Source organism: Methylorubrum pseudosasae, from assembly GCF_029504475.1.
GTDB lineage: Bacteria > Pseudomonadota > Alphaproteobacteria > Rhizobiales > Beijerinckiaceae > Methylobacterium > Methylobacterium extorquens.
The window spans coordinates 2,947,929-2,965,630 of the sequence record NZ_JAQGDU010000002.1; the positions used below are offsets into that span (position 1 = coordinate 2,947,929).

Below are 17,702 nucleotides of genomic sequence, written 5' to 3' on the forward strand. Positions count from 1 at the left end.
GGGAGTGCGAGGGGCAGGACCACATCACTGGAACGCGCTCGAAGCGCTCCCCGCAAGGCTGGTTTTCCCGGCCCCACCTCACCGGCGTTGCGCCATACCTGTCCGTCGATCTCCTCACGCGCTCCGACATCCTCGCGCCCGCCCCCGCCTACGCTGTGACGGCCGGAGCTCGGTAGATCCCACCCTTCGTCAGAAGGGCCCACGCGATGCGCGCATTTCTGTTGGCGACCGCTACGATGACCAGCATCGGCGGCTTGCGTGCGAGCATCCGGCCAAGCCATTTGTCCGCCGGCACGCCCTTGCGTTTGGCCCAGCGCACCACCGCGCTGGCGGCGATGATGAGAAGGCGCCGCAGCGTCCGCTCGCCCATGCGCGAGGTACGGCCGAGGCGTTCCTTACCACCGGTCGAGCGCTGGACGGGTGTTAGCCCAACCCAGGCAGCGAAGTCGCGATCTGAGCGGAAGGTCTCGGTTGGCGGCGCCAACGCCTCGATGGCAGTGGCAATCAGCGGGCCGATGCCGGGCACGCTCATCAGCCGTCGAGCCGTCTCGTCGGCCTTTGCACGCGCGGCGATCTCGGTATCGAGGGCTGCGGTCTGCTCCTGCAGGTGGCGGAGCGCACCAACAGGCACGATCAGACAAGAGCGAGCGACTCGTGGGATGTCCGAGACGGGATCCTCGATCAGTGCAATCAGTCGCTCGACATGGAAGGGTCCTTTCGGCGCGATCTGACCGTACTCAGCCAGATAGCCACGGATCGCGTTGATGAGCTGGGTGCGCTGGCCGACCAGCACGTCGCGGGTCTGGAAGATCATCGCGGACGCCTGCTTGGCCTCGCTCTTCACGGCCACGAAGCGCATGGTCGGGCGCTGTGCGGCCTCGCAGATCGCCTCGGCGTCGGTCGCATCGTTCCTCTGCCGTTTGACGAAAGGCTTTACGTAGGCCGGCGCGATCAGCTTCACTGTGTGGCCAGGTTTGCCGATTTCCCGGCCCCAGTGATGCGCGCCGGGACGGGCCTCCATGGCGACAAGGCAAGCGGGCTGGGCGGCGAAGAAGGCGAGCACCTGATCGCGCCGCAGCTTCCTGCGGAACAGGACGGCTCCAGTGGCATCGGCGCCGTGTGCCTGAAAGACGTTCTTGGCCAGATCCACACCAATAGTGTTCACCCCGGTCACGGACACCTCCCTCCGGTGGTTCTCAACACCACCATCCTGGCACGTCGATGCCATCGGGGGCGCCCACCCCATCATTGGAAAACCATCACCGTCACGGCCGGCCTGCGCGCCAACGGCCTGATGGCCACCGCCCTTTTCGACGGAGCCACCAACGGCAAGCGCTTCCGGGCCTACGTCACCGACACCCTGATCCCCGTGCTGAAGTGGGTTTACACCTACGGCTCTGAGGCTAGCAGTGGGGCAGCCGTCCGAGGGGGTGCAATGGAGACCAGAGCAGGTAGTTCAAGAATGTGGGGTGATCTGAGGGTATAAAATCGGGCTCTCACAAAAAATCAGCTATCACAGATGCTTGCAAAAATGTTTGGCGGAAGGGGTGGGATTCGAACCCACGGTGGAGTTGCCCCCACGGCGGTTTTCAAGACCGCTGCCTTAAACCACTCGGCCACCCTTCCCCGTCGCGTAGGCGCGCGATCCAAGCGCGCCGTGGCGTCACAGGCTTGTCTATGGCCCCCTGGGGATCAGCGTCAATGTGCGATGCGCGGGATCGGGGCGGTGACCGGACTCAGGCTGGCCGCAGGCGGGTGAGCTGGTCGAGGAGGGCGCGGTCGTGGAGGAGGGCGAAGCGCTCCTTCGGGGTGAGCCAGGCCTGCGCCTCGGCCAGGGTTTCGGCCTCCACGATCTTGGCGCGGGCGAGCGTGTGGTCGGCGTCGATGGTCCCGCGCGGTCGGGGCGTGCCTTCGGGCAGCATCATTGCGTGGGCGCGGGCGAGGGTCGGGTCGGCGTGGAGCGCGGCGAGCGCGTCGGTGTCGTCGAAGCCGCGGGCCTCGTTGCGGCGGGCGAGTTCACCGGCGCGGCGGGCGATGGACGGCTGGACCTGCTCCTCCGGCGTCACCAGCAGGCCGCGGTGCTTCAGCGCGAGCCCGAGCGCCAGTTGTCCGCTCGCCCAGGAGAGCGGGATCGCCAGCACGAGGCCGAGGATCGTCGGTGACATCCACAGGAACAGGGAGGTGGCGATGGCAAAGGCCGCGACGCCGGTGACGAGGCCGAGGCCGGTGTGCCAGCGGTGGCGGCGCACGATGTCCGAGAGGGGGATCGAGCCGTCGTCGCGGCGCTGCGGGTTCCAGCCGGTGTCGCGCCCGGCCAGGATCTGGAACACCGAGCCCGACTGGACCAGCATCGCGATCGGCGCGATCAGCGCCGAGAGCAGGATCTCGATCAGGAAGGACAGGGTCAGCCGTCCCGCGCCGCCGCTGGCCTGCCGGGTCTCGCCGTCCAGAAGCGCCAGGATCAGTCCCAGAAACTTCGGGGCGAGCAGGATGCCCATGGTTAGGGCGAAGAGCTGAAGCGCGCGCACCGGGTCGAAGCGCGGCCAGACCGGATAGAGGCCGAATTCGGCGGAGAAGTATTCCGGGCGGACCCAGGCGGTCTGCAGCACGATGATGATGCCGATCACGAGCTGGGCGAGCCAGAGCGGCGAGGCGACGTAGCCGGCGATGCCCGTGGCGAAATGCTGGCGCGAGGCCGGCGCAAGGCCCGCCGCACCGATGACGCGGGCATGCTGGAGGTTGCCCTGCGCCCAGCGCCGGTCGCGCACGGAGAGATCGATCAGCGAAGGCGGGCTCTCCTCGTAGGAGCCCTCCAGCCGCGGCAGCATGGTGACGCCCCAGCCGGCGCGGCGGATCAGCGCCGCCTCGACGAAATCGTGGCTGAGGATGTGGCCGCCGAAGGGCGGGCGGCCCTTCAGGTCCGGCAGGCCGGCGGCCTCGGCGAAGGCCTGCATCCGGATGATCGCGTTGTGGCCCCAGTAATTGCCGTCGCGGCCCGACCAGACCGAGAGGCCGGTGGCGATGACGGGGCCGTAGATGCGCGCGGCGAATTGCTGGAGCCGGGCGAACAGGGTGTTGCGGTTGATGATGAGCGGCAGGCTCTGGATGATGCCGGCCTGAGGGTCGGCCTCCATCGCGGCGGCGAGCCGCACGATGCAGTCGCCGGTGAGCAGGCTGTCGGCGTCGAGCACCAGCATGTGGTCGTAGGCGGCACCCCAGCCGGTGACGAAGTCGCCGATATTGCCGGCCTTGCGGTGATGGTTCTTCTGCCGGTGGCGGTAGTAGAGCCGGGCCTCGGGGCCGAGTTCCGCGCGCAGATCGAGGAGCGCGCGCTCCTCGGCGACCCAGGCGTCGGCTTGGGTCGAATCGGAGAGCACGAACCAGTCGAAATGGCGTCCGAGGCCGGTGGCCTCGACCTCCTCGTGCATCGCCTGGAGCCCGGCGAAGACCCGGGCGCTGCCCTCGTTGTAGACCGGCATGACGATGGCGGTGCGGGTGGAAAGGCTCGCCGGACGCGGCGCCGCCTTGTCCCGCAGCAGCAGCGTCGCGAAGCCGAGGAGCGCGCCGGTGAAGGCCAGCGCGATCCACGAGAAGTTCAGGACGAACAGCACCAGCAGCACGTACTGAAGCCAGGTCGCGCCGCCGGAGACCGAGATCACCTCGTACATCTGCCACGCGCCGTAGGCGGTGAGGGCCGCAGCCCCGCCGAACACGAACAGGCGTGCCGCCAGCGGCCCGCCGCCGCCGTCGCGGCGCGTCGCGGGCCGGGTGCGCAGATCCTGCACCGGCATCGCCAGGGGTGCGCGCGGCGGCATGGAGGCCGGCTCGGTCCGCGCCTCGGCCTGGTGCGCCACGGGGCGGTCCATCACGGTCGAGGCGCTATCGGCGGTGTCGGGCATCGTCGCTCCGGCTAGGGGTCGGCAACGGGCTGCCAAGGCGCCCGCAAGGGATTACGGCGTCCAGCGGTACAGCCACGTTTCCGTGATCTGTCGCCCTTCCGTCTTGAGGGCAAGGCGCAACTCGCAGGCCCGCTCGCTGCCCGGATCGAGCTCGAAGGCGACGCGGACGGTGCGGGTCTCCGGATGGGCGATCCAGCGGGTCGCACCCTCGACGATCCGGCCGGGGCCGGCGATCAGCACCGTCTCGACGGGCACGAGGGCGCCCTCGGCGGTGAACAGCCCGTCGCCGGTAAAGTCGACGAGGAACAGGCGCCGGGGATTGGCGGTGCCGCGGCCGCTGCGGGTGCTCGTGACCCGCGCGAGCGGGCTGCCCTGCGCTGATGCCGAGGCTGGCTCGCGGCCCCAGTTCTGCCGGTAGGCGATGCGGACCTCCTGGCCCGCGGGCAGGGCCGCCTTCGGCCGCCAATAGGCGATGACGTTCTCGTTGACTTCCGAATCGCTCGGGATTTCGAGGAGCGTCACGGCGCCCTCCCCCCACAGGCCCTCGGCGCCTGCCTCGGCGGCGCCGGTGGCCTCGCCCGGCTCGACCCAGAGCGAGGGGCAGCGCTCCCAGTGGCGGCCGTCATCCTCGAAGGTCGTGAACGAACGGTCCCGTTGCGTCAGGCCGAAGCCCTGCGGGCGGTTGTCGAGGAAGCCCGAGATCTGGAGCGTCTCCGGGTTGCGCACCGGGCGCCAGATCGCCTCCCCGCCGCCGTTGCGGATCTGCAGGCCGCCCGCGGCATAGACCGCGGCCCGGGCATCGTCCGCGCCGCGCCGGTCGTGCGGACCGAACAGGAACGGTGCCTGCATGCCGCTGAGCCCAAGGTGATCGACGGCCTTGCGGGTGACCAGAGTGGCGGTGATCGCCGCGGTCGAGGTCTCGCCGGGGCGCAGTTCCAGGCGCAGGGCGGCGGCGAGCGAATCGGAATCGAGCAGGGCGTGGATCACCAGCGGGCCGTCGGGCGTCTTCGGGCGCTCCACGAACAGGGCGCGCCAGCGGGGGAATTCTTCGCCGCGCGGGTCAGCCGGGCGCAGCATCAGCGCGCGGCCATCGACGCCGAATTCCTGGCCCTGCCCTACCAGCCGGTAGAAGCAGGCGCCCTGGAACACCGCGAAATCCTGGTGCCGCTCGCCGAAGCGCGCGCGGATGCGCAGGCCGGAAAAGCCCGGTTCGCGCCCGGATTCCGGCAGGGCCGCCGCACCCGCCTCCGTGCCCGCGTCGTAATGCGTGCGGTCGTAGACGACGGGGCGGACCACGCCGTCCTCGACGAGGAACAGGGCGACCCGGTCAGTGAAGTAGAAGCCGCGCGGCAGCGGCTCGACCGCGAAACCGTGCGGCTCGCCGCCCCAGATCAGCGCCTCGGGCCGGATGCGGATCGCCTCGTAGGCTTCCCGCGGCAGGTTCTTGAGCGCGTCGGGGACGTCGTTCGCGGTCTGGGCCACGAAGGGCCGGTTGCCGAGCGCCCGGGCGAGGTCGGGCACGGTGGCATCCGAGAAGGGCGAGCCCGCCGCGGGCAGGGCCGGCGGCGCGGCCTGCGCCTCCACCCGGCCGGGCAGCAGGGCCAGGGCGGCGCCGGCCGCGACCCCGCTGAGGAGCCGGCGGCGGTCGATCGGCGCCGGACCCGCATCGCGGGTCGAAAGGTCGGTCGGATGCGTCATTCCCTCGTCGGCTCTCACGGTCATCGTCTCAAAGTCATCGCGTCTTCCACGAAACGCCCGCTGCGCCGTCGGGCCCGGAGGGGAGACGATCGCAGACCGGGCGTTCAGTGAGGCACTGTTCGTCTCAGAGCGTTCTCGGGGTGAAGAACGGTCGCAGATAGGATCTCAACGCCTGAACCGGGCGTTAAGGTTGCCGGCTTTGCCCGAGTCTTCGCTGCACGTCTGCCGCCATTTCCGTTTCCGGGCGATGCGCCGCGGAGAAGACGGCACCGAGCCCGGACTCGACGAAGGCCCGTGGACCTTCCGGGGCCGGCCGGCGTAAGAGGCTTGCGATCTCGCACGCCGCATCAGCGGCGCCCGCCGTCTCGCGTCCCGCGAGCCTCCTGTCCAGCCTTGAGACGATGATTCTGCCGATGATTGTCACGCAGATCACCCACCACGACCTCGACGGCTACGGCGCCTCGACGGTGGCCGCCGCCTTCGCGGACGTGGCGCGCGTGGTGCATGTCGCCCGCTATTCCGATGTCGGCCCGGTGGTGGAGGACGAGCTGAAGCGCCTGCGCGGCGCGACGGCCGCCGAGACGCTGCTGATGACCGATCTCGGGCTGGAGGAGCCGACCATCGCCTTCCTGCGCCGCTTCGCCGCGATGAACCGCGGCCGGGCGGAGGGCACGCATCACCGCCTCGTCGTGCTCGACCACCACGCCTCCTCGATCGATCAGCTCAAGCGCCAGAACCTGGAGACCGCGCCCGATCCGGAGCGCGCCGGGCTGCTGCGGGCGGATCTCGGCGACGCGGAGGTGTTCGTGCTCATCGACGAGGCGCATTGCGCCACGCGGATGGCCTACGACCAGCGCGCCCTCTACGCGCCCGAGGCGAAGGTGCCCGGAGAGACGGCGGCGGCCGACCTCGCGGCGCTGATCGAGTCGGTCGAGGCGCTCGACCTGTGGAAGAAGGGCGAGCCCGCTTTTGCCGGCGGCCTCGCCCTCGACGAGATGTTCTGGGACAGCGTCTCGACCCTGGTGCCGGCGAGCCACCCCTGGCACGACCGCTTCGTCTCCGATCTGCTGATGGCGGCGGCCGGCCTGCTGCGGGCGGGCTCCACCCCGGCGGAGCTGGAGCGCCGCTCGGGCGAATTGCGCGCCCGCCTCGTCGATGGCCTCCTTGCCGGTGAGGCCGGCGACGATCCGACCTTGACCGCGCGCCAGCGCCTCGCCCGGGCGCTCGCCCGCTCGGACGTGCTGTTCCACCGCCTGTCGGACGGCACGCTGCTCTCCTTCGGCCTCGATTCCGGCACCTTCCAGCGGGTCTCCGATCAGGTGATGGAGGCGGGCCGGGCCAAGCGGGTCGTCAACGTGCAGCGGGCGGGCACGCTCTCGTTCCGCTCCATCGACGGCACGGCGCTCGACGGCGCCCGCGCCTTCCGCGGCGGCGGCCACCGCGACGCGGCCGGCGGCAAGCTGCCCCAGGGCAGCGCGCATTCCCGCGAGGACGCGGTCGCCCAGGTCGAGCCGGTGCTCAACCCCCCGCCCCCGGACCTGTCCGGCAGCCCGTTCGCCGCGCTCAAGAACTGGAAGGGGTGATCGCTTAACCTCTCCGGATCCGAGGGGTCGAACCCCATCAGCCTGACTGCATGACAGGATGCTGAGGGTGGAAAGCAGGAATTGGTTGGATGTGAGGGGAAAAGTCCGGATCAGGAACCGAAGCGGACGAAGCATGGAGATATAACTAGCGGGTGCCGAGCAGCGCTCACTTGGGCCTGTCGCAGCAGTTCGTGCACGCGCCACGGTTTCTGATCCTCTACGGCTCGCTGCGGGAGCGGTCGTTCAGCCGCTTCCTGGCCTACGAGGCGGCGCGGCTCTTGGAAGCCATGGGCGGAGAGGTGCGCATCTGCGACGCCCACGGGCTATCCTTGCCCGACGACACAACTGCCGACCACCCGAAGGTGCAGGAGCTGCGCGCCCTCTCGATTTGGTCCGAGGGGCAGGTGCGGGTCAGCCCCGAACGGCACGGCAACCTGACTGGCGTGATGAAGAGCCAAATTGACTGGCTGCCGCTTAGCGAGGGCAGCGTGCGCCCGACGCAAGGGCGCACCCTCACCGTGATGCAGGTGTCCGGCGGCTCGCAGAGCTTCAACGCCGTGAACAGCCTGCGCATGCTCGGGCGCTGGATGCGGATGATCATCGACCCGAATCAGTCTTCGGTGACGATGGCCTACAAGGAGTTCGACGAAGCCGGCCGCAAGAGGCCGAGGCCGCTCTATGACCGGGCGGTGGATGTCTGCGAGGAGCTGATAAAGTTCACGCTGCTGACCCGCGAGCGAACGGACTACCGAGCGGATCGCTACAGCGAGCGGAAAGAGCAGGAGCCGGAGAGCCTGAAGGCGGTGGCGGCCGACATTGGTTTTGTGAAGCGGTAGGCAAGCGCTTGACCTTCCCCCTATGGGAAGGATCACAATCAAGCTGCATCCTGCGGAGGACACCAAGCCATGAAGAACCTGATTGCGAGCGCGACAGCCTTGCTACTGCTAAGCGCTGCCCCTGCTCTCGCCATGAGCTGCTGCGGTGGCAGCAAGGGCAAGGGCGCGATGATGTGCGGGAAAGGCAGCATGGCGATGAACCACGCCCAGAAGGGCAAGAAGGGTGGTTGCTGCTGCGAGGGTATGAGCGGCGGCAACATGAGCAAGCGTACCTGAGCTGCGCCACGTCGTGCCCCAATCAGGCCGGGCCGACGGCCCGGCCTTTTTTGCGCGTGCCATTGGTCAAAACTCGTCCCAACGCGCACGCAGCACTCACATCTGACCGACAAAGCTGATGCACCAGCGGCGCGGCGCAGCTAGGCGAAACTTCATAATTCAAGATTTCCGGATGGCTCGCGGTAGGCGTTGCCAATCAGGCACTTGGAAGGCGCGAAAGTCTCGCCCGAAACTCAACTCATAGGTTCCGATTTCCATCCGCTCCAGACATTGGGATGTGGCTGCTCGAAGGTCCGACTGGGGTCGCAAGCCGTCCTTCGAACGGTCAAGCTGATTGGGTCTTGATCCTCACCCCCCTCCTCGCCCTCATCCTCGGGCGCTTGGATACAAGCGGCTTGGATCGGATCGAGGTCGGTGGCCTCTCGTGAAAACGATGGTGATGTCTGATCGTCCGGTCGAATAGGCTCAGATCCCGAGGTTGAACGGCAGGTCGAACAGCGTCGAGTGATCGACGTAGCTGACCCGCAGGGTGTGCTCGCGGGCGCCGTCGGGCAGGGTCTCGCCCTCGCGCAACGTGCGGATCATGTCGCGGGCGGCGCGGAAGGCCATGCCGCAATCCGGGCAGTCGCGCGTCTCCGTCCGGCCGACCGTCTGGCCGTTCCGGCATAGCTCGAAATGAAAGAGAGGCATCCGGTGCCGGTCTCCGAGCAGCGTTCGGAGCGTACTCGTGCAAGCCTTGAGCCGTGATGCGGATGACAACGCGATGTGGTGGAAATTTCGCTTGCCTGCCAGCCGATTGGGCAGGCGTTCCGTTCAGGCACAAAAAAACCCGCCGGCTTTCGCCGACGGGTTTTTGCAGGGGCCACGCTCTCTCGCGCGATGGGAGCTGCCGCCTCGCCCTCGGACTGGCGGGGGAACTCGACCTGTCGCAGCGTTTAGGGAGCCACTATCCCTGCCGATCTTGGTTGGGTGGCGTGTCCTGATCCGCGTCGGCGGTGCGCGTGGGGGAGCCGTTGATGCCGTGAAGTTTCATGGCCAACCTCCTTGTCTCAGGGCGGCGCCGCAGCGCCGATGAAGAGAGGCTAGGACGGTTCGCGGGCCGCGCGCAAGCCCCTTTCTTTCCCTTATCCGCCCTCTCGGTCCGCCCTCTCGCCAGCCTCCGGCGGCGGCCTTGCGCGGTCCCGTTCCTTGCGCCGGGGCGTCCTGCACACGATCTGTCCGCTTCGAGGGGAAACAGTTTTTTCCGCCCGCACGGGCGTGAAGCGAAGGTGCGCGGCTTGCTGATGTCCTCCTCTCTGCCTCCCCTCTCCGTCCTCGATCTCGCCTTCATCCCGGAGGGCGCCACGCCCCGGCAGGCGCTCGCCAACAGCGTCAGCCTCGCCCGGCACGCGGAGGAGCTCGGCTACCGCCGCTTCTGGCTCGCCGAGCACCACAACATGGTCGGCATCGCCAGCGCCGCCACGGCGGTGGTGATCGGCCATGTGGCGGCGGGCACGGATCGCATCCGGGTCGGCGCGGGCGGGATCATGCTGCCCAACCACGCGCCGCTGGTGATCGCCGAGCAGTTCGGCACGCTGGAATCGCTGTATCCGGGCCGGATCGATCTCGGGCTCGGCCGGGCGCCGGGCACGGACGGGCTGACGCTGCGGGCGCTGCGCCGCGACTACGAGTCGGCGGAGCGTTTTCCCCAGGATGTGCTCGAATTGCAGGCCCTGTTCGGCCCGGTGCGGGAGGGGCAGTCGGTTCAGGCAGTGCCCGGCACCGGCCTCAAGGTGCCGCTGTGGATCCTCGGCTCGAGCCTGTTCGGGGCGGAACTCGCCGGCATGCTCGGCCTGCCCTACGCCTTTGCCTCGCATTTCGCGCCCGATGCGCTGCTGCCGGCGCTCGCGGCCTACCGCGCCCGCTTCCAGCCGTCCGAGCAGTTGCAGCGGCCCTACGCCATGGTCGGCGTCAACGTCGTCGCGGCGGAGACCGATGCGGAGGCGCAACGCCTGTTCACCACGGTGCAGCAGCAATTCACCCGGCTGGTGCGCGGCACCCGCGGCCTCCTGCCCCCGCCGATCGACGATATCGAGGCGTATTGGCGCCCGGCGGAGAAGGCGCAGGCCTCGCGAATGCTGGCGCGTGCGCTGGTGGGCTCGCGCGAGACCGTCCGCGCCGGGCTGGAGGCGCTGGTGGCCGAGACCGGCGCCGACGAGGTGATGGTGGCCTCGGCCCTCTACGACCACGAGGCGCGGCTCGCCTCCTACGCGATCCTCGCCGAGGCGCATGGCGCTCTGGCGGCGCAAGCCCTGCCCGCGCGCTCAGCGGCCTGAGCGGGCTGCGGGCTTCCCGGCGGGCGGCGGCGGAAGCTGCGAGATGTGGCGCAGGGCCGGCGGCGTCGCCGTCGTCCCGGCCGCGCCTGCCTGTTCCGTCACCCGCGCGATGACGCTGCCCAGGGCGAAACCGCTGAGGCTCAGAAGGATCGCGATGCCGGTGTGCTTGATCATGGCCGGTATCCAGGGCCGGGCCCGGCGGGCGTGGATGGGGCCGATCGTGGCGGGGATTCATTGACGGATGGTGGACGGATCGTGCCGCCGGCCGCGCGGATACCGTCCTGCTCTTGAGAAACGCCGTCCGGCGCGCGCAAAGATCAGTGCGCGCCGCCGCTCTCGACGAATTTGAACAGGAACACGGCCGCGATCACCCACACCACCGGCTTCACCTCGCGGGCGCGCCCGGTCAGGCCTTTGAGGACAGCGTAGGTGATGAAGCCGAAGGCGACGCCGTTGGCGATGGAATAGGTGAAGGGCATCAGCAGCGCGGTGACGCAGGCCGGGATCACCTCGGTGAGGTCGTCCCAATCGAGCGCGGTGAGGTCGCGCAGCATCAGGCAGGCGACGTAGAACAGGGCCGGCGCCGTGGCGTAGGCGGGCACCGAGCCGGCGAGCGGCGCGAAGAACAGGCAGGCCAGGAACAGCACGGCCACCGTCGCGGCGGTGAGCCCGGTGCGCCCACCCTCCTCCACCCCGGCGGCGCTCTCGAGATAGGCGGTGGTGCTCGACGTGCCGAGCAGCGAGCCGGCGAAGATCGCCGCGGAATCGGCCATCAGCGCCCGGTCGAGCGCGGCCGAGCGGCCTGTCTCCGGCAGGAGACCCGCGCGGTTGGCCACCGCCATCAGCGTGCCGGTGGCATCGAACAGCTCGACCAGGAACAGCACGAGGATGACGTTGACGAGTCCCCCGGTCAGCGCGCCGGGGATGTCGAGGGCGAACAGCGTCGGGCTCAGCGAGGGCGGCGCCGAGACGATGCCCTGGAAGGCGTTGCCGGCAAAGACGAAGCTCAGGCCCGTCACCGTCAGGATGGTGAGGAGCAGCGCCGCCTTGATCCGCCGCGCCGAGAGCACCGCCACCATCAGGAAGCCGAGCACGGCGAGCACCGTGCCGGGCTGGCGCAGGTCGCCCAGCGTTACGAAGGTGGCGGGGTTGGCGGCCACCACGCCCGCGTTCTTGAGCGCAATGATCGCCAGGAACAGGCCGATGCCGACGGTGAGTGCGATGCGCATGGAGCGCGGGATGCCCGCGACGATGATCCCGCGCAGGCCCGTCAGCGTCACGGCGAGGAAGCAGAGGCCGGAGATGAACACCGCCCCGAGCGCCGCCTGCCAAGTATAGCCCATGCCCTGCACGACGACGTAGGCGAAGTAGGCGTTGAGCCCCATCCCCGGCGCCAGCGCGACCGGCCAGTTGGCGACGAACGCCATCACGGCTGAGCCGAGCGCGGCGATGAGGCAGGTCGCGACGAAGACCGAGCCCTTCGGCATGCCGGCATCGGCGAGGATGCTCGGATTGACGAAGACGATGTAGGCCATGGTGAGGAAGGTGGTCAGCCCCGCAAGCAGTTCGGTGCGGACCGTTGTGCCGTGCGCGCGGAGCTTGAACAGGCGCTCCAACAGGTTCGGCGGCGCGGCGACCGTGTCCTGCTTGGTGTCCATCGCCTCACAGCCCCTTCCCGGATGAGCGGTTCGGCACCGTCATCGCAAGGGTCGGCGACGCAATCCAGTCACCGGCCGCGCGTCAGCGCGCCCGTGTCTGTCTGAGCGCTCAGCGAATGGCCGTCATCCCGCCGCGGGCGGCCGGGCCGGAGAGGGGCAGGCCGAAGCGGCCGACGCTGGGGCTGAGCCCGTTCGTGGTCCAGCGCGGATCGTGCGGGCGCGGACGCTCGGAGGGTGGAAGCTGCTGGATCAGCTGCCGGTACCGCACCGATGCCTCGTCGTTCGGGAAGGCCTGCGCCGTCGCGGTGCCGGCAAGGGTGAGGCCGCCGAGGACGAGCGCGCTGAGGATCGGAAAACGGGTCATGGGTGAGGACTTCGTTCTAACCCGAATCGGCCTGGAGGATGGGTCGATGGGACGTTTCCGTTCGAGGTGGGCACCCGGATCACGATCTGCAATCTGGGTGCCGCCTGTGTCTCAGAGTCCGTCCGATAAGTCATGATGCTCGCCCGAGCCTTCGGACGAGGATCATGACGGCGGCGGCGTAGAGGAAGGCCTGGGCCGAGGCGAGGGTCGCTTCCGGGTCCTTCCAGAGGCGTCGGTTGCGGCTGATCCATCCGAAGAAGCGTTCCACCACCCATCGGCGTGGATGCACGGCGAAGCCGACCTGATCCTTCGGTTTGCGCACGATGTCGATGGTGATGACGGTGGCGGTCGCGGGTCTGTCGCCGGCATAGCCTGCATCGGCGAAAGCTCTGACGATGAACGGGAAGGTCCGCCGCGACAGGCGCAGCACCGGTCCAGCCCCATCGCGATCCTGAATGTCGGCGGTCTGCGGATCGAGCACGAGGGCGCGCCCGTCCGTGTCGACCAGGGCCTGACGCTTGCGGCCCTTGACCTTCTTTCCAGCGTCGTAGCCGCGCGGGCCGCCGCTCTCGGTGGTCTTCACGCTCTGGCTGTCGAGCACGGCCGCCGTCGGCGAGGCCTCGCGACCGGCCCGCTCCCGGTCGGCCATGACCAGGGCGTGGTTGATCCGCCCGAACAATCCCTCGTCCCGCCAGCGGCTGAAGTAGCCGAACGTCGTGCTGCGCGGAGGGAGATCCTTTGGGATCAACCGCCATGCGATGCCGCCGCGCAGCACGTAGAAGATCGCGTTCAGGACCTCCCGCATCGTCCAGACAGGCGGACGACCACGCGAGGCGGGCTCTGGCATCATGGGCGCGATCACCGCCCATTCCGTATCCGTCAGGTCGGTTTCGTATCGAAGGCGCGCACGGTTATGCTGCCGGCGAGTGGTCGGGGTCCACATGGCACGTCCAGATGAGGCTTCAGCACCCTTCTGGAATCACCGCCATTCCGGCCACTCAACCCCTGCCGGACGTTATCGGACGGGCTCTCAGTAAGCCAAAAGATCAGGTCCGGCGCTGGGCCGCGCCCTCCCGCTCGTTCCAGCCGTCGAGCACCTTGTCGAGCGTCAGCGGGTAGTCGCGGATGCGCAGGCCGGTGGCGTTGTAGACCGCATTGGCGAGCGCCGCCCCGGCGCCGCAGATGCTGACCTCGCCGAGCCCCTTGCTCTTCAGCGGGTTCGCCTTGTCGTCGAGTTCGGGCAGGAACATCGCATCGATGGCCGGCACGTCGGCATGGGCCGGCACGTGGTATTCGGCGAGATCGTGGTTCACGAAGTAGCCGTAGCGGGTGTCGGTCTCGGCCGCTTCCATCAGCGCGGCGCCGATGCCGAAGATCATCCCGCCGAGTGCCTGCGAGCGGGCGGTCTTCTGGTTGAGAATGCGCCCGCCGGTGAACACGCCGAGCATCCGCCGCAGGCGGATCTCGCCGGTGTCGGCATCGACGCCGACTTCCGCGAAATGCGCCCCGAAGGAGTGCTGCGAGTACTTCTCCTTCATCGCGCCGGGCTTGATCTCGCCCTTGGCCTCGACACCCTGCGCCCCGGCCAGATCGGTCAGCGCCTCCGAGCGGTTGCCGGAAGTCACGCGCCCTTCCGAGAACACGGCACCCTCGGGCGTCATGCCGGCGGATTGCAGCAGCGATTGCCGGAGGTTGTCGCAGGCGACGTACAGCGCCGAGCCGGCCGAGCCCGCGCCGAACGAACCGCCGGAGCCGGCCGCCTTCGGGTAGGCGGTGTCGCCGATCTCGACGTGGATGCGCTCGATCGGCAGGCCCATCATCTCGCCCGCGATCTGGGCCAGGATGGTGTAGGTGCCGGTGCCGATATCGGTCATCGCCATCCGCACGGTCAGCGTGCCGTCGGGGTTGAGGCGCACGCCGGCCTGCGAAGGCATCAGCGGGTTGAGGCGGGAGGCCGCCGCCATGCCCATGCCGACGAGCCACTGCCCGTCCCGCGTCGCGCCGGTCGCACCGCGCTTGTCCCAGCCGAAGCGCTGGGCGCCCTCGCGCATGCAGGCGACGAGTTGGCGGGTGGAGAAGGGCACCTTCTTCTCCGGGTCCTGCTCCGGCTCGTTGCGGATGCGCAGCTCGATCGGGTCGATCTTCAGCTGCTCCGCCAGCTCGTCCATGGCGCATTCGAAAGCGAGCTGGCCCACTGCCTCGCCCGGTGCCCGCATGGCGGAGGCGATGGGCACGTTGAGGTTGGCGAGCCGGTGCCGGGTCAGGCGGTTCTGCGCCGCGTAGAGCGAGCGGGTGACGACGGCGGAGGTCTCGTAGAAGACGTCGCCCGGCGCGGTGGCCGACCACGACTCGTGGGCGATCGCGGTGAGCCGGCCGTTCTCGTCGGCGCCGAGCCGAATGCGCTGGATCGTGTCGGTGCGGTGGGTCGCGACGTGGAATTCCTGCTGGCGGGTCAGCGCGACCTTCACCGGGCGCTTGAGGCTCTTCGAGGCCAGCGCGGACAGGATCGCCTCGGGCTGCGGCTGCAGCTTCGAGCCGAAGCCGCCGCCGATATAGTGCGAGACGAGCCGCACGTTCTCGGGCTTGAGCTTCAGGACCGAGGCGAGCGAGGTCTGGCCGCGGTTGAGCATCTGGTTGGCGGTGTAGAGCGTCACCCGCTCGCCGTCCGGCCCCGCCTCCCAGGAGGCGATGGTGGCGTGCGGCTCCATCTGCGCGTGGATCTGCGCCGGCGTGGTGTATTCCACGTCGAGCTTCACCGGGGCGCTGGCGAAGGCGCCGTCGAAATCGCCGATCTTGGAATCGGGCGGCGTCTGCGCCGGCTTCGGCTCGACAGCCGTGGGCCGGGCCGCCTTCAGCGAGGCCTCGGGCGTCTGTACATCGTACTCGGCCCGCACGAGGGCGGCCGCCGCGCGGGCCTGCTCGAAGCTCTGCGCGACGACGAAGGCGATGGGCTGACCGTGGAAGCGGATCTCGGTGCCCTGCAATTGCGGGTAGACCTGCTCCTTCTTCTCGCCCTGCTCCGGCACGTTCTCGTGGGTCATCACGAGGAGCACGCCCGGCGCGCGCTTGGCCGCGGAGACGTCGAGGCTGCGGATGCGCCCCTTGGCGATGCCGGCCTCGACGAGGAAGCCGTAGGCCGGGTTCTTGAGGTCGCGGGTCTCGTAGGCGTAGGGCGCGCGGCCCGTCACCTTGAGGCGCCCGTCGATGCGGTCGATGGGGCGGCCGACGAGCCCGTCCGGCTTGCCGTCGAGGGGCGTCGCGCCGATCGGCTGGTTCATGTCCATGGCGGATTTCCTCAGGCTCGCAGGGCTTCGGCGACGGTGGCGCGCAGCGTCCGGCGGGTGAGCGGGATCTTGAAGTCGTTGGTGCCCTGGCCGCGGGCGCCGTCCAGCACCCGGTCCGCGGCGGCATCGGCCGAGCCGGTCTCGACCAAAGCGGCCTCCGCCGCCTCGACCCGCCAGGGCTTGTGGGCCAGCCCACCGAAGGCGAGCTTGGCCAGCTTCGGCTTGTCGCCCTCGCCCTTGGCGATGATCGCGGCAACCGAGACCGTGGCGAAGGCATAGGACGCCCGGTCGCGGACCTTGCGGTAGAGGTGTACGCCCTCAATGGGTTTGGGGAGCGTCACGGCGGTGATGAGCTCGCCGGCCTTCAAGTCGGTCTCGATCTGCGGCGTGTCGCCGGGCAGGCGGTGGAAGTCCGCCAGGGCGATGCTGCGCCGCCCGCCCTGCGGATCGATCGTCTCGACCGTGGCGTCGAGGACGCGCATCGCCACGTTCATGTCGGACGGGTTGGTGGCGATGCAGGAATCGCTCGCCCCCAGCACCGCCATGATCCGGTTGAACCCGCCGATGGCCGCGCAGCCCGAGCCCGGCTCGCGTTTGTTGCAGGGTTTGGTCGTGTCGTAGAAGTAGTAGCAGCGCGTCCGCTGCAGCAGATTGCCGGCGGTGGTCGCCTTGTTGCGCAACTGGCCCGAGGCGCCCGCGAGCAGGGCTTTGCCCAGCACCGCGTAATCCTTCCGCACCCGCGGATGCGCGGCGAGATCGGAATTGCGCACCAGCGCACCGATGCGCAGGCCGCCGTCCTCCGTGTCGGTGACCTCGGCCAGCGGCAGGCGGTTGACGTCGATCAGGGTGGCAGGCGTCTCGATCTGAAGCTTCATCAGGTCGAGCAGGTTGGTGCCGCCGGCAATGAAGCGGGCGCCGGGCCGCTCGGCGGCAAGGCGCGCCGCGTCCTGAACCGTGGCGGGGCGCTCATAGGCGAAAGCCTTCATGGGGTTCGCCTCCTCAGATCTTGGTGCTGGCGTCGCGGATCGCCGCGACGATGTTGGGATAGGCCGAGCAGCGGCAGATGTTGCCGCTCATCCGCTCGCGGATCTCTTCGTCCGTGAGCGAGGCTTTCTGGGTGAGGTCGTCGGTGACGTGGCTCGGCCAGCCTGCCTCGATCTCCGAGAACATGCCGGCGGCCGAGCAGATCTGGCCCGGCGTGCAGTAGCCGCACTGGTAGCCGTCATGGTGCAGGAAGGCGGCCTGGAGCGGGTGGAGATTGTCCCCGTCCGCCAGCCCCTCGATGGTGGTGACGGAATCGCCCTCGTGCATCACCGCGAGGCTGAGGCAGGAATTGATGCGCCGGCCGTTCACCAGCACCGTGCAGGCGCCGCACTGGCCGTGATCACAGCCCTTCTTCGAGCCGTTGAGGTCGAGATGCTCGCGCAAGGCGTCGAGCAGGGTGGTGCGGGTGTCGAGGGTGAGGTCGTGCCGCCGCCCGTTGATCTCGAGCGAGACCGGCATGGTCTGCGGCTGCGGATCGACCGCCGCCGGGGCGGCCTCCGCCCGGCCGCGCAGGGAGGCGCCGAGCGTCGCCAGGGCGGCGCAGCTGCCCATCACCGTGCGGCGCGATGGATCGAAGCGCCGGTCTCTCGTCGAATGGTCGCTCATCAGGCCTGCCGTCCCGCGCATCCGGACCGGCCGCGGGTGGCGGCCAGTCTGGAATGGATCGAAATCTGACAGGCGAACGCGACAGGGCCCAAGTTGATCCGGCCGGGCGCCGCGCCCCTATGGCGCAGCTTTGCGGTGT

15 protein-coding genes, 1 tRNA gene and 1 pseudogene are annotated in these 17,702 nt (G+C 69.3%); 5 read left to right on the forward strand and 12 right to left on the reverse strand.

The annotated features are described in order from the left end of the window. Positions 1-148: 148 nt before the first annotated feature. Entirely contained in the window at positions 149-1,174 is a 1,026-nt protein-coding gene (locus tag M2437_RS14800; RefSeq protein WP_253387880.1) for an IS110 family RNA-guided transposase, read from the reverse strand. A gap of 45 nt (positions 1,175-1,219) precedes the next feature. Here M2437_RS14800 and M2437_RS14805 point away from each other — a divergent pair. Then, a pseudogene (locus M2437_RS14805) lies at positions 1,220-1,375 on the forward strand (IS630 family transposase); the annotation flags it as partial. 161 nt (positions 1,376-1,536) lie between these two features. Here M2437_RS14805 and M2437_RS14810 read toward each other — a convergent pair. From M2437_RS14810 to M2437_RS14820, 3 genes are all read right to left on the reverse strand, one after another. After that, positions 1,537-1,626: transfer RNA gene (locus tag M2437_RS14810), tRNA-Ser, on the reverse strand. A 110-nt stretch (positions 1,627-1,736) separates the two neighbouring features. After that, a complete protein-coding gene (gene mdoH / locus M2437_RS14815; protein ID WP_253387881.1) occupies positions 1,737-3,899 on the reverse strand; it encodes a glucans biosynthesis glucosyltransferase MdoH in 2,163 nt (720 codons plus the stop codon). A gap of 51 nt (positions 3,900-3,950) precedes the next feature. Next, positions 3,951-5,597: a glucan biosynthesis protein G gene (locus tag M2437_RS14820; RefSeq protein ID WP_253387882.1), complete on the reverse strand. Its 1,647-nt coding sequence runs from the start codon at positions 5,595-5,597 to the stop codon at positions 3,951-3,953. A gap of 413 nt (positions 5,598-6,010) precedes the next feature. Between M2437_RS14820 and M2437_RS14825 the strand changes: the two genes are divergently transcribed. The 3 genes from M2437_RS14825 (at position 6,011) to M2437_RS14835 (ending at position 8,292) form a co-directional block, all read left to right on the forward strand. Then, positions 6,011-7,180, forward strand: coding sequence for a dimethylmenaquinone methyltransferase (locus M2437_RS14825; protein WP_253387883.1), 1,170 nt, complete (start codon positions 6,011-6,013; stop codon positions 7,178-7,180). Between the two features lie 152 nt (positions 7,181-7,332). Next, positions 7,333-8,016, forward strand: a complete 684-nt coding sequence (gene arsH, locus M2437_RS14830; RefSeq protein WP_253387884.1) for an arsenical resistance protein ArsH — start codon at positions 7,333-7,335, stop codon at positions 8,014-8,016. A gap of 69 nt (positions 8,017-8,085) precedes the next feature. Then, a complete protein-coding gene (locus tag M2437_RS14835) occupies positions 8,086-8,292 on the forward strand; it encodes a hypothetical protein (RefSeq protein WP_003601423.1) in 207 nt (68 codons plus the stop codon). 465 nt (positions 8,293-8,757) lie between these two features. Here the strand turns inward: M2437_RS14835 and M2437_RS14840 are convergent, their stop codons facing one another. After that, a complete protein-coding gene (locus M2437_RS14840) occupies positions 8,758-8,982 on the reverse strand; it encodes a DUF6894 family protein (RefSeq protein ID WP_003607107.1) in 225 nt (74 codons plus the stop codon). A gap of 593 nt (positions 8,983-9,575) precedes the next feature. Between M2437_RS14840 and M2437_RS14845 the strand changes: the two genes are divergently transcribed. Beyond that, positions 9,576-10,607, forward strand: coding sequence for an LLM class flavin-dependent oxidoreductase (locus M2437_RS14845; RefSeq protein WP_253387885.1), 1,032 nt, complete (start codon positions 9,576-9,578; stop codon positions 10,605-10,607). Here the strand turns inward: M2437_RS14845 and M2437_RS14850 are convergent. The 7 genes from M2437_RS14850 to paoA all read right to left on the reverse strand — a co-directional run bounded on the left by M2437_RS14850 (position 10,596) and on the right by paoA (position 17,563). Then, positions 10,596-10,781: a hypothetical protein gene (locus M2437_RS14850; protein ID WP_253387886.1), complete on the reverse strand. Its 186-nt coding sequence runs from the start codon at positions 10,779-10,781 to the stop codon at positions 10,596-10,598. The two genes, M2437_RS14845 and M2437_RS14850, sit on opposite strands and share 12 nt — an antisense overlap. Positions 10,782-10,924: 143 nt before the next feature. Continuing rightward, on the reverse strand, positions 10,925-12,265 hold the full coding sequence (locus M2437_RS14855; protein WP_253387887.1) for an NCS2 family permease: 1,341 nt from the start codon (positions 12,263-12,265) through the stop codon (positions 10,925-10,927). A 109-nt stretch (positions 12,266-12,374) separates the two neighbouring features. Continuing rightward, positions 12,375-12,629, reverse strand: a complete 255-nt coding sequence (locus M2437_RS14860) for a hypothetical protein (protein ID WP_076642614.1) — start codon at positions 12,627-12,629, stop codon at positions 12,375-12,377. Between the two features lie 130 nt (positions 12,630-12,759). Next, positions 12,760-13,572 carry an IS5 family transposase gene (locus M2437_RS14865; RefSeq protein ID WP_060768287.1) on the reverse strand — a complete coding sequence of 271 codons (813 nt, stop codon included), beginning with the start codon at positions 13,570-13,572 and terminating at the stop codon, positions 12,760-12,762. 103 nt (positions 13,573-13,675) lie between these two features. Next, the gene (locus tag M2437_RS14870; RefSeq protein WP_253387888.1) at positions 13,676-15,913 is read right to left on the reverse strand and encodes a xanthine dehydrogenase family protein molybdopterin-binding subunit; all 2,238 of its coding nucleotides are present in this window, start codon (positions 15,911-15,913) and stop codon (positions 13,676-13,678) included. An 11-nt stretch (positions 15,914-15,924) separates the two neighbouring features. After that, a complete protein-coding gene (locus tag M2437_RS14875) occupies positions 15,925-16,899 on the reverse strand; it encodes an FAD binding domain-containing protein (RefSeq protein ID WP_253387889.1) in 975 nt (324 codons plus the stop codon). A 13-nt stretch (positions 16,900-16,912) separates the two neighbouring features. Then, positions 16,913-17,563 carry an aldehyde dehydrogenase iron-sulfur subunit PaoA gene (paoA, locus tag M2437_RS14880; protein WP_253387890.1) on the reverse strand — a complete coding sequence of 217 codons (651 nt, stop codon included), beginning with the start codon at positions 17,561-17,563 and terminating at the stop codon, positions 16,913-16,915. Positions 17,564-17,702 lie beyond the last annotated feature (139 nt).

Bases quoted from the DNA above. Each gene is read 5' to 3' on its own strand.
- mdoH (WP_253387881.1), bottom strand. From the start codon at position 3,899: ATGCCCGACACCGCCGATAGCGCCTCGACCGTGATGGACCGCCCCGTG.
- M2437_RS14820 (WP_253387882.1), bottom strand. From the start codon at position 5,597: ATGACGCATCCGACCGACCTTTCGACCCGCGATGCGGGTCCGGCGCCG.
- M2437_RS14825 (WP_253387883.1), top strand. From the start codon at position 6,011: ATGATTGTCACGCAGATCACCCACCACGACCTCGACGGCTACGGCGCC.
- M2437_RS14835 (WP_003601423.1), top strand. From the start codon at position 8,086: ATGAAGAACCTGATTGCGAGCGCGACAGCCTTGCTACTGCTAAGCGCT.
- M2437_RS14840 (WP_003607107.1), bottom strand. From the start codon at position 8,982: ATGCCTCTCTTTCATTTCGAGCTATGCCGGAACGGCCAGACGGTCGGC.
- M2437_RS14845 (WP_253387885.1), top strand. From the start codon at position 9,576: ATGTCCTCCTCTCTGCCTCCCCTCTCCGTCCTCGATCTCGCCTTCATC.
- M2437_RS14850 (WP_253387886.1), bottom strand. From the start codon at position 10,781: ATGATCAAGCACACCGGCATCGCGATCCTTCTGAGCCTCAGCGGTTTC.
- M2437_RS14855 (WP_253387887.1), bottom strand. From the start codon at position 12,265: ATGGACACCAAGCAGGACACGGTCGCCGCGCCGCCGAACCTGTTGGAG.
- M2437_RS14860 (WP_076642614.1), bottom strand. From the start codon at position 12,629: ATGACCCGTTTTCCGATCCTCAGCGCGCTCGTCCTCGGCGGCCTCACC.
- M2437_RS14865 (WP_060768287.1), bottom strand. From the start codon at position 13,572: ATGTGGACCCCGACCACTCGCCGGCAGCATAACCGTGCGCGCCTTCGA.
- M2437_RS14870 (WP_253387888.1), bottom strand. From the start codon at position 15,913: ATGGACATGAACCAGCCGATCGGCGCGACGCCCCTCGACGGCAAGCCG.
- M2437_RS14875 (WP_253387889.1), bottom strand. From the start codon at position 16,899: ATGAAGGCTTTCGCCTATGAGCGCCCCGCCACGGTTCAGGACGCGGCG.
- paoA (WP_253387890.1), bottom strand. From the start codon at position 17,563: ATGAGCGACCATTCGACGAGAGACCGGCGCTTCGATCCATCGCGCCGC.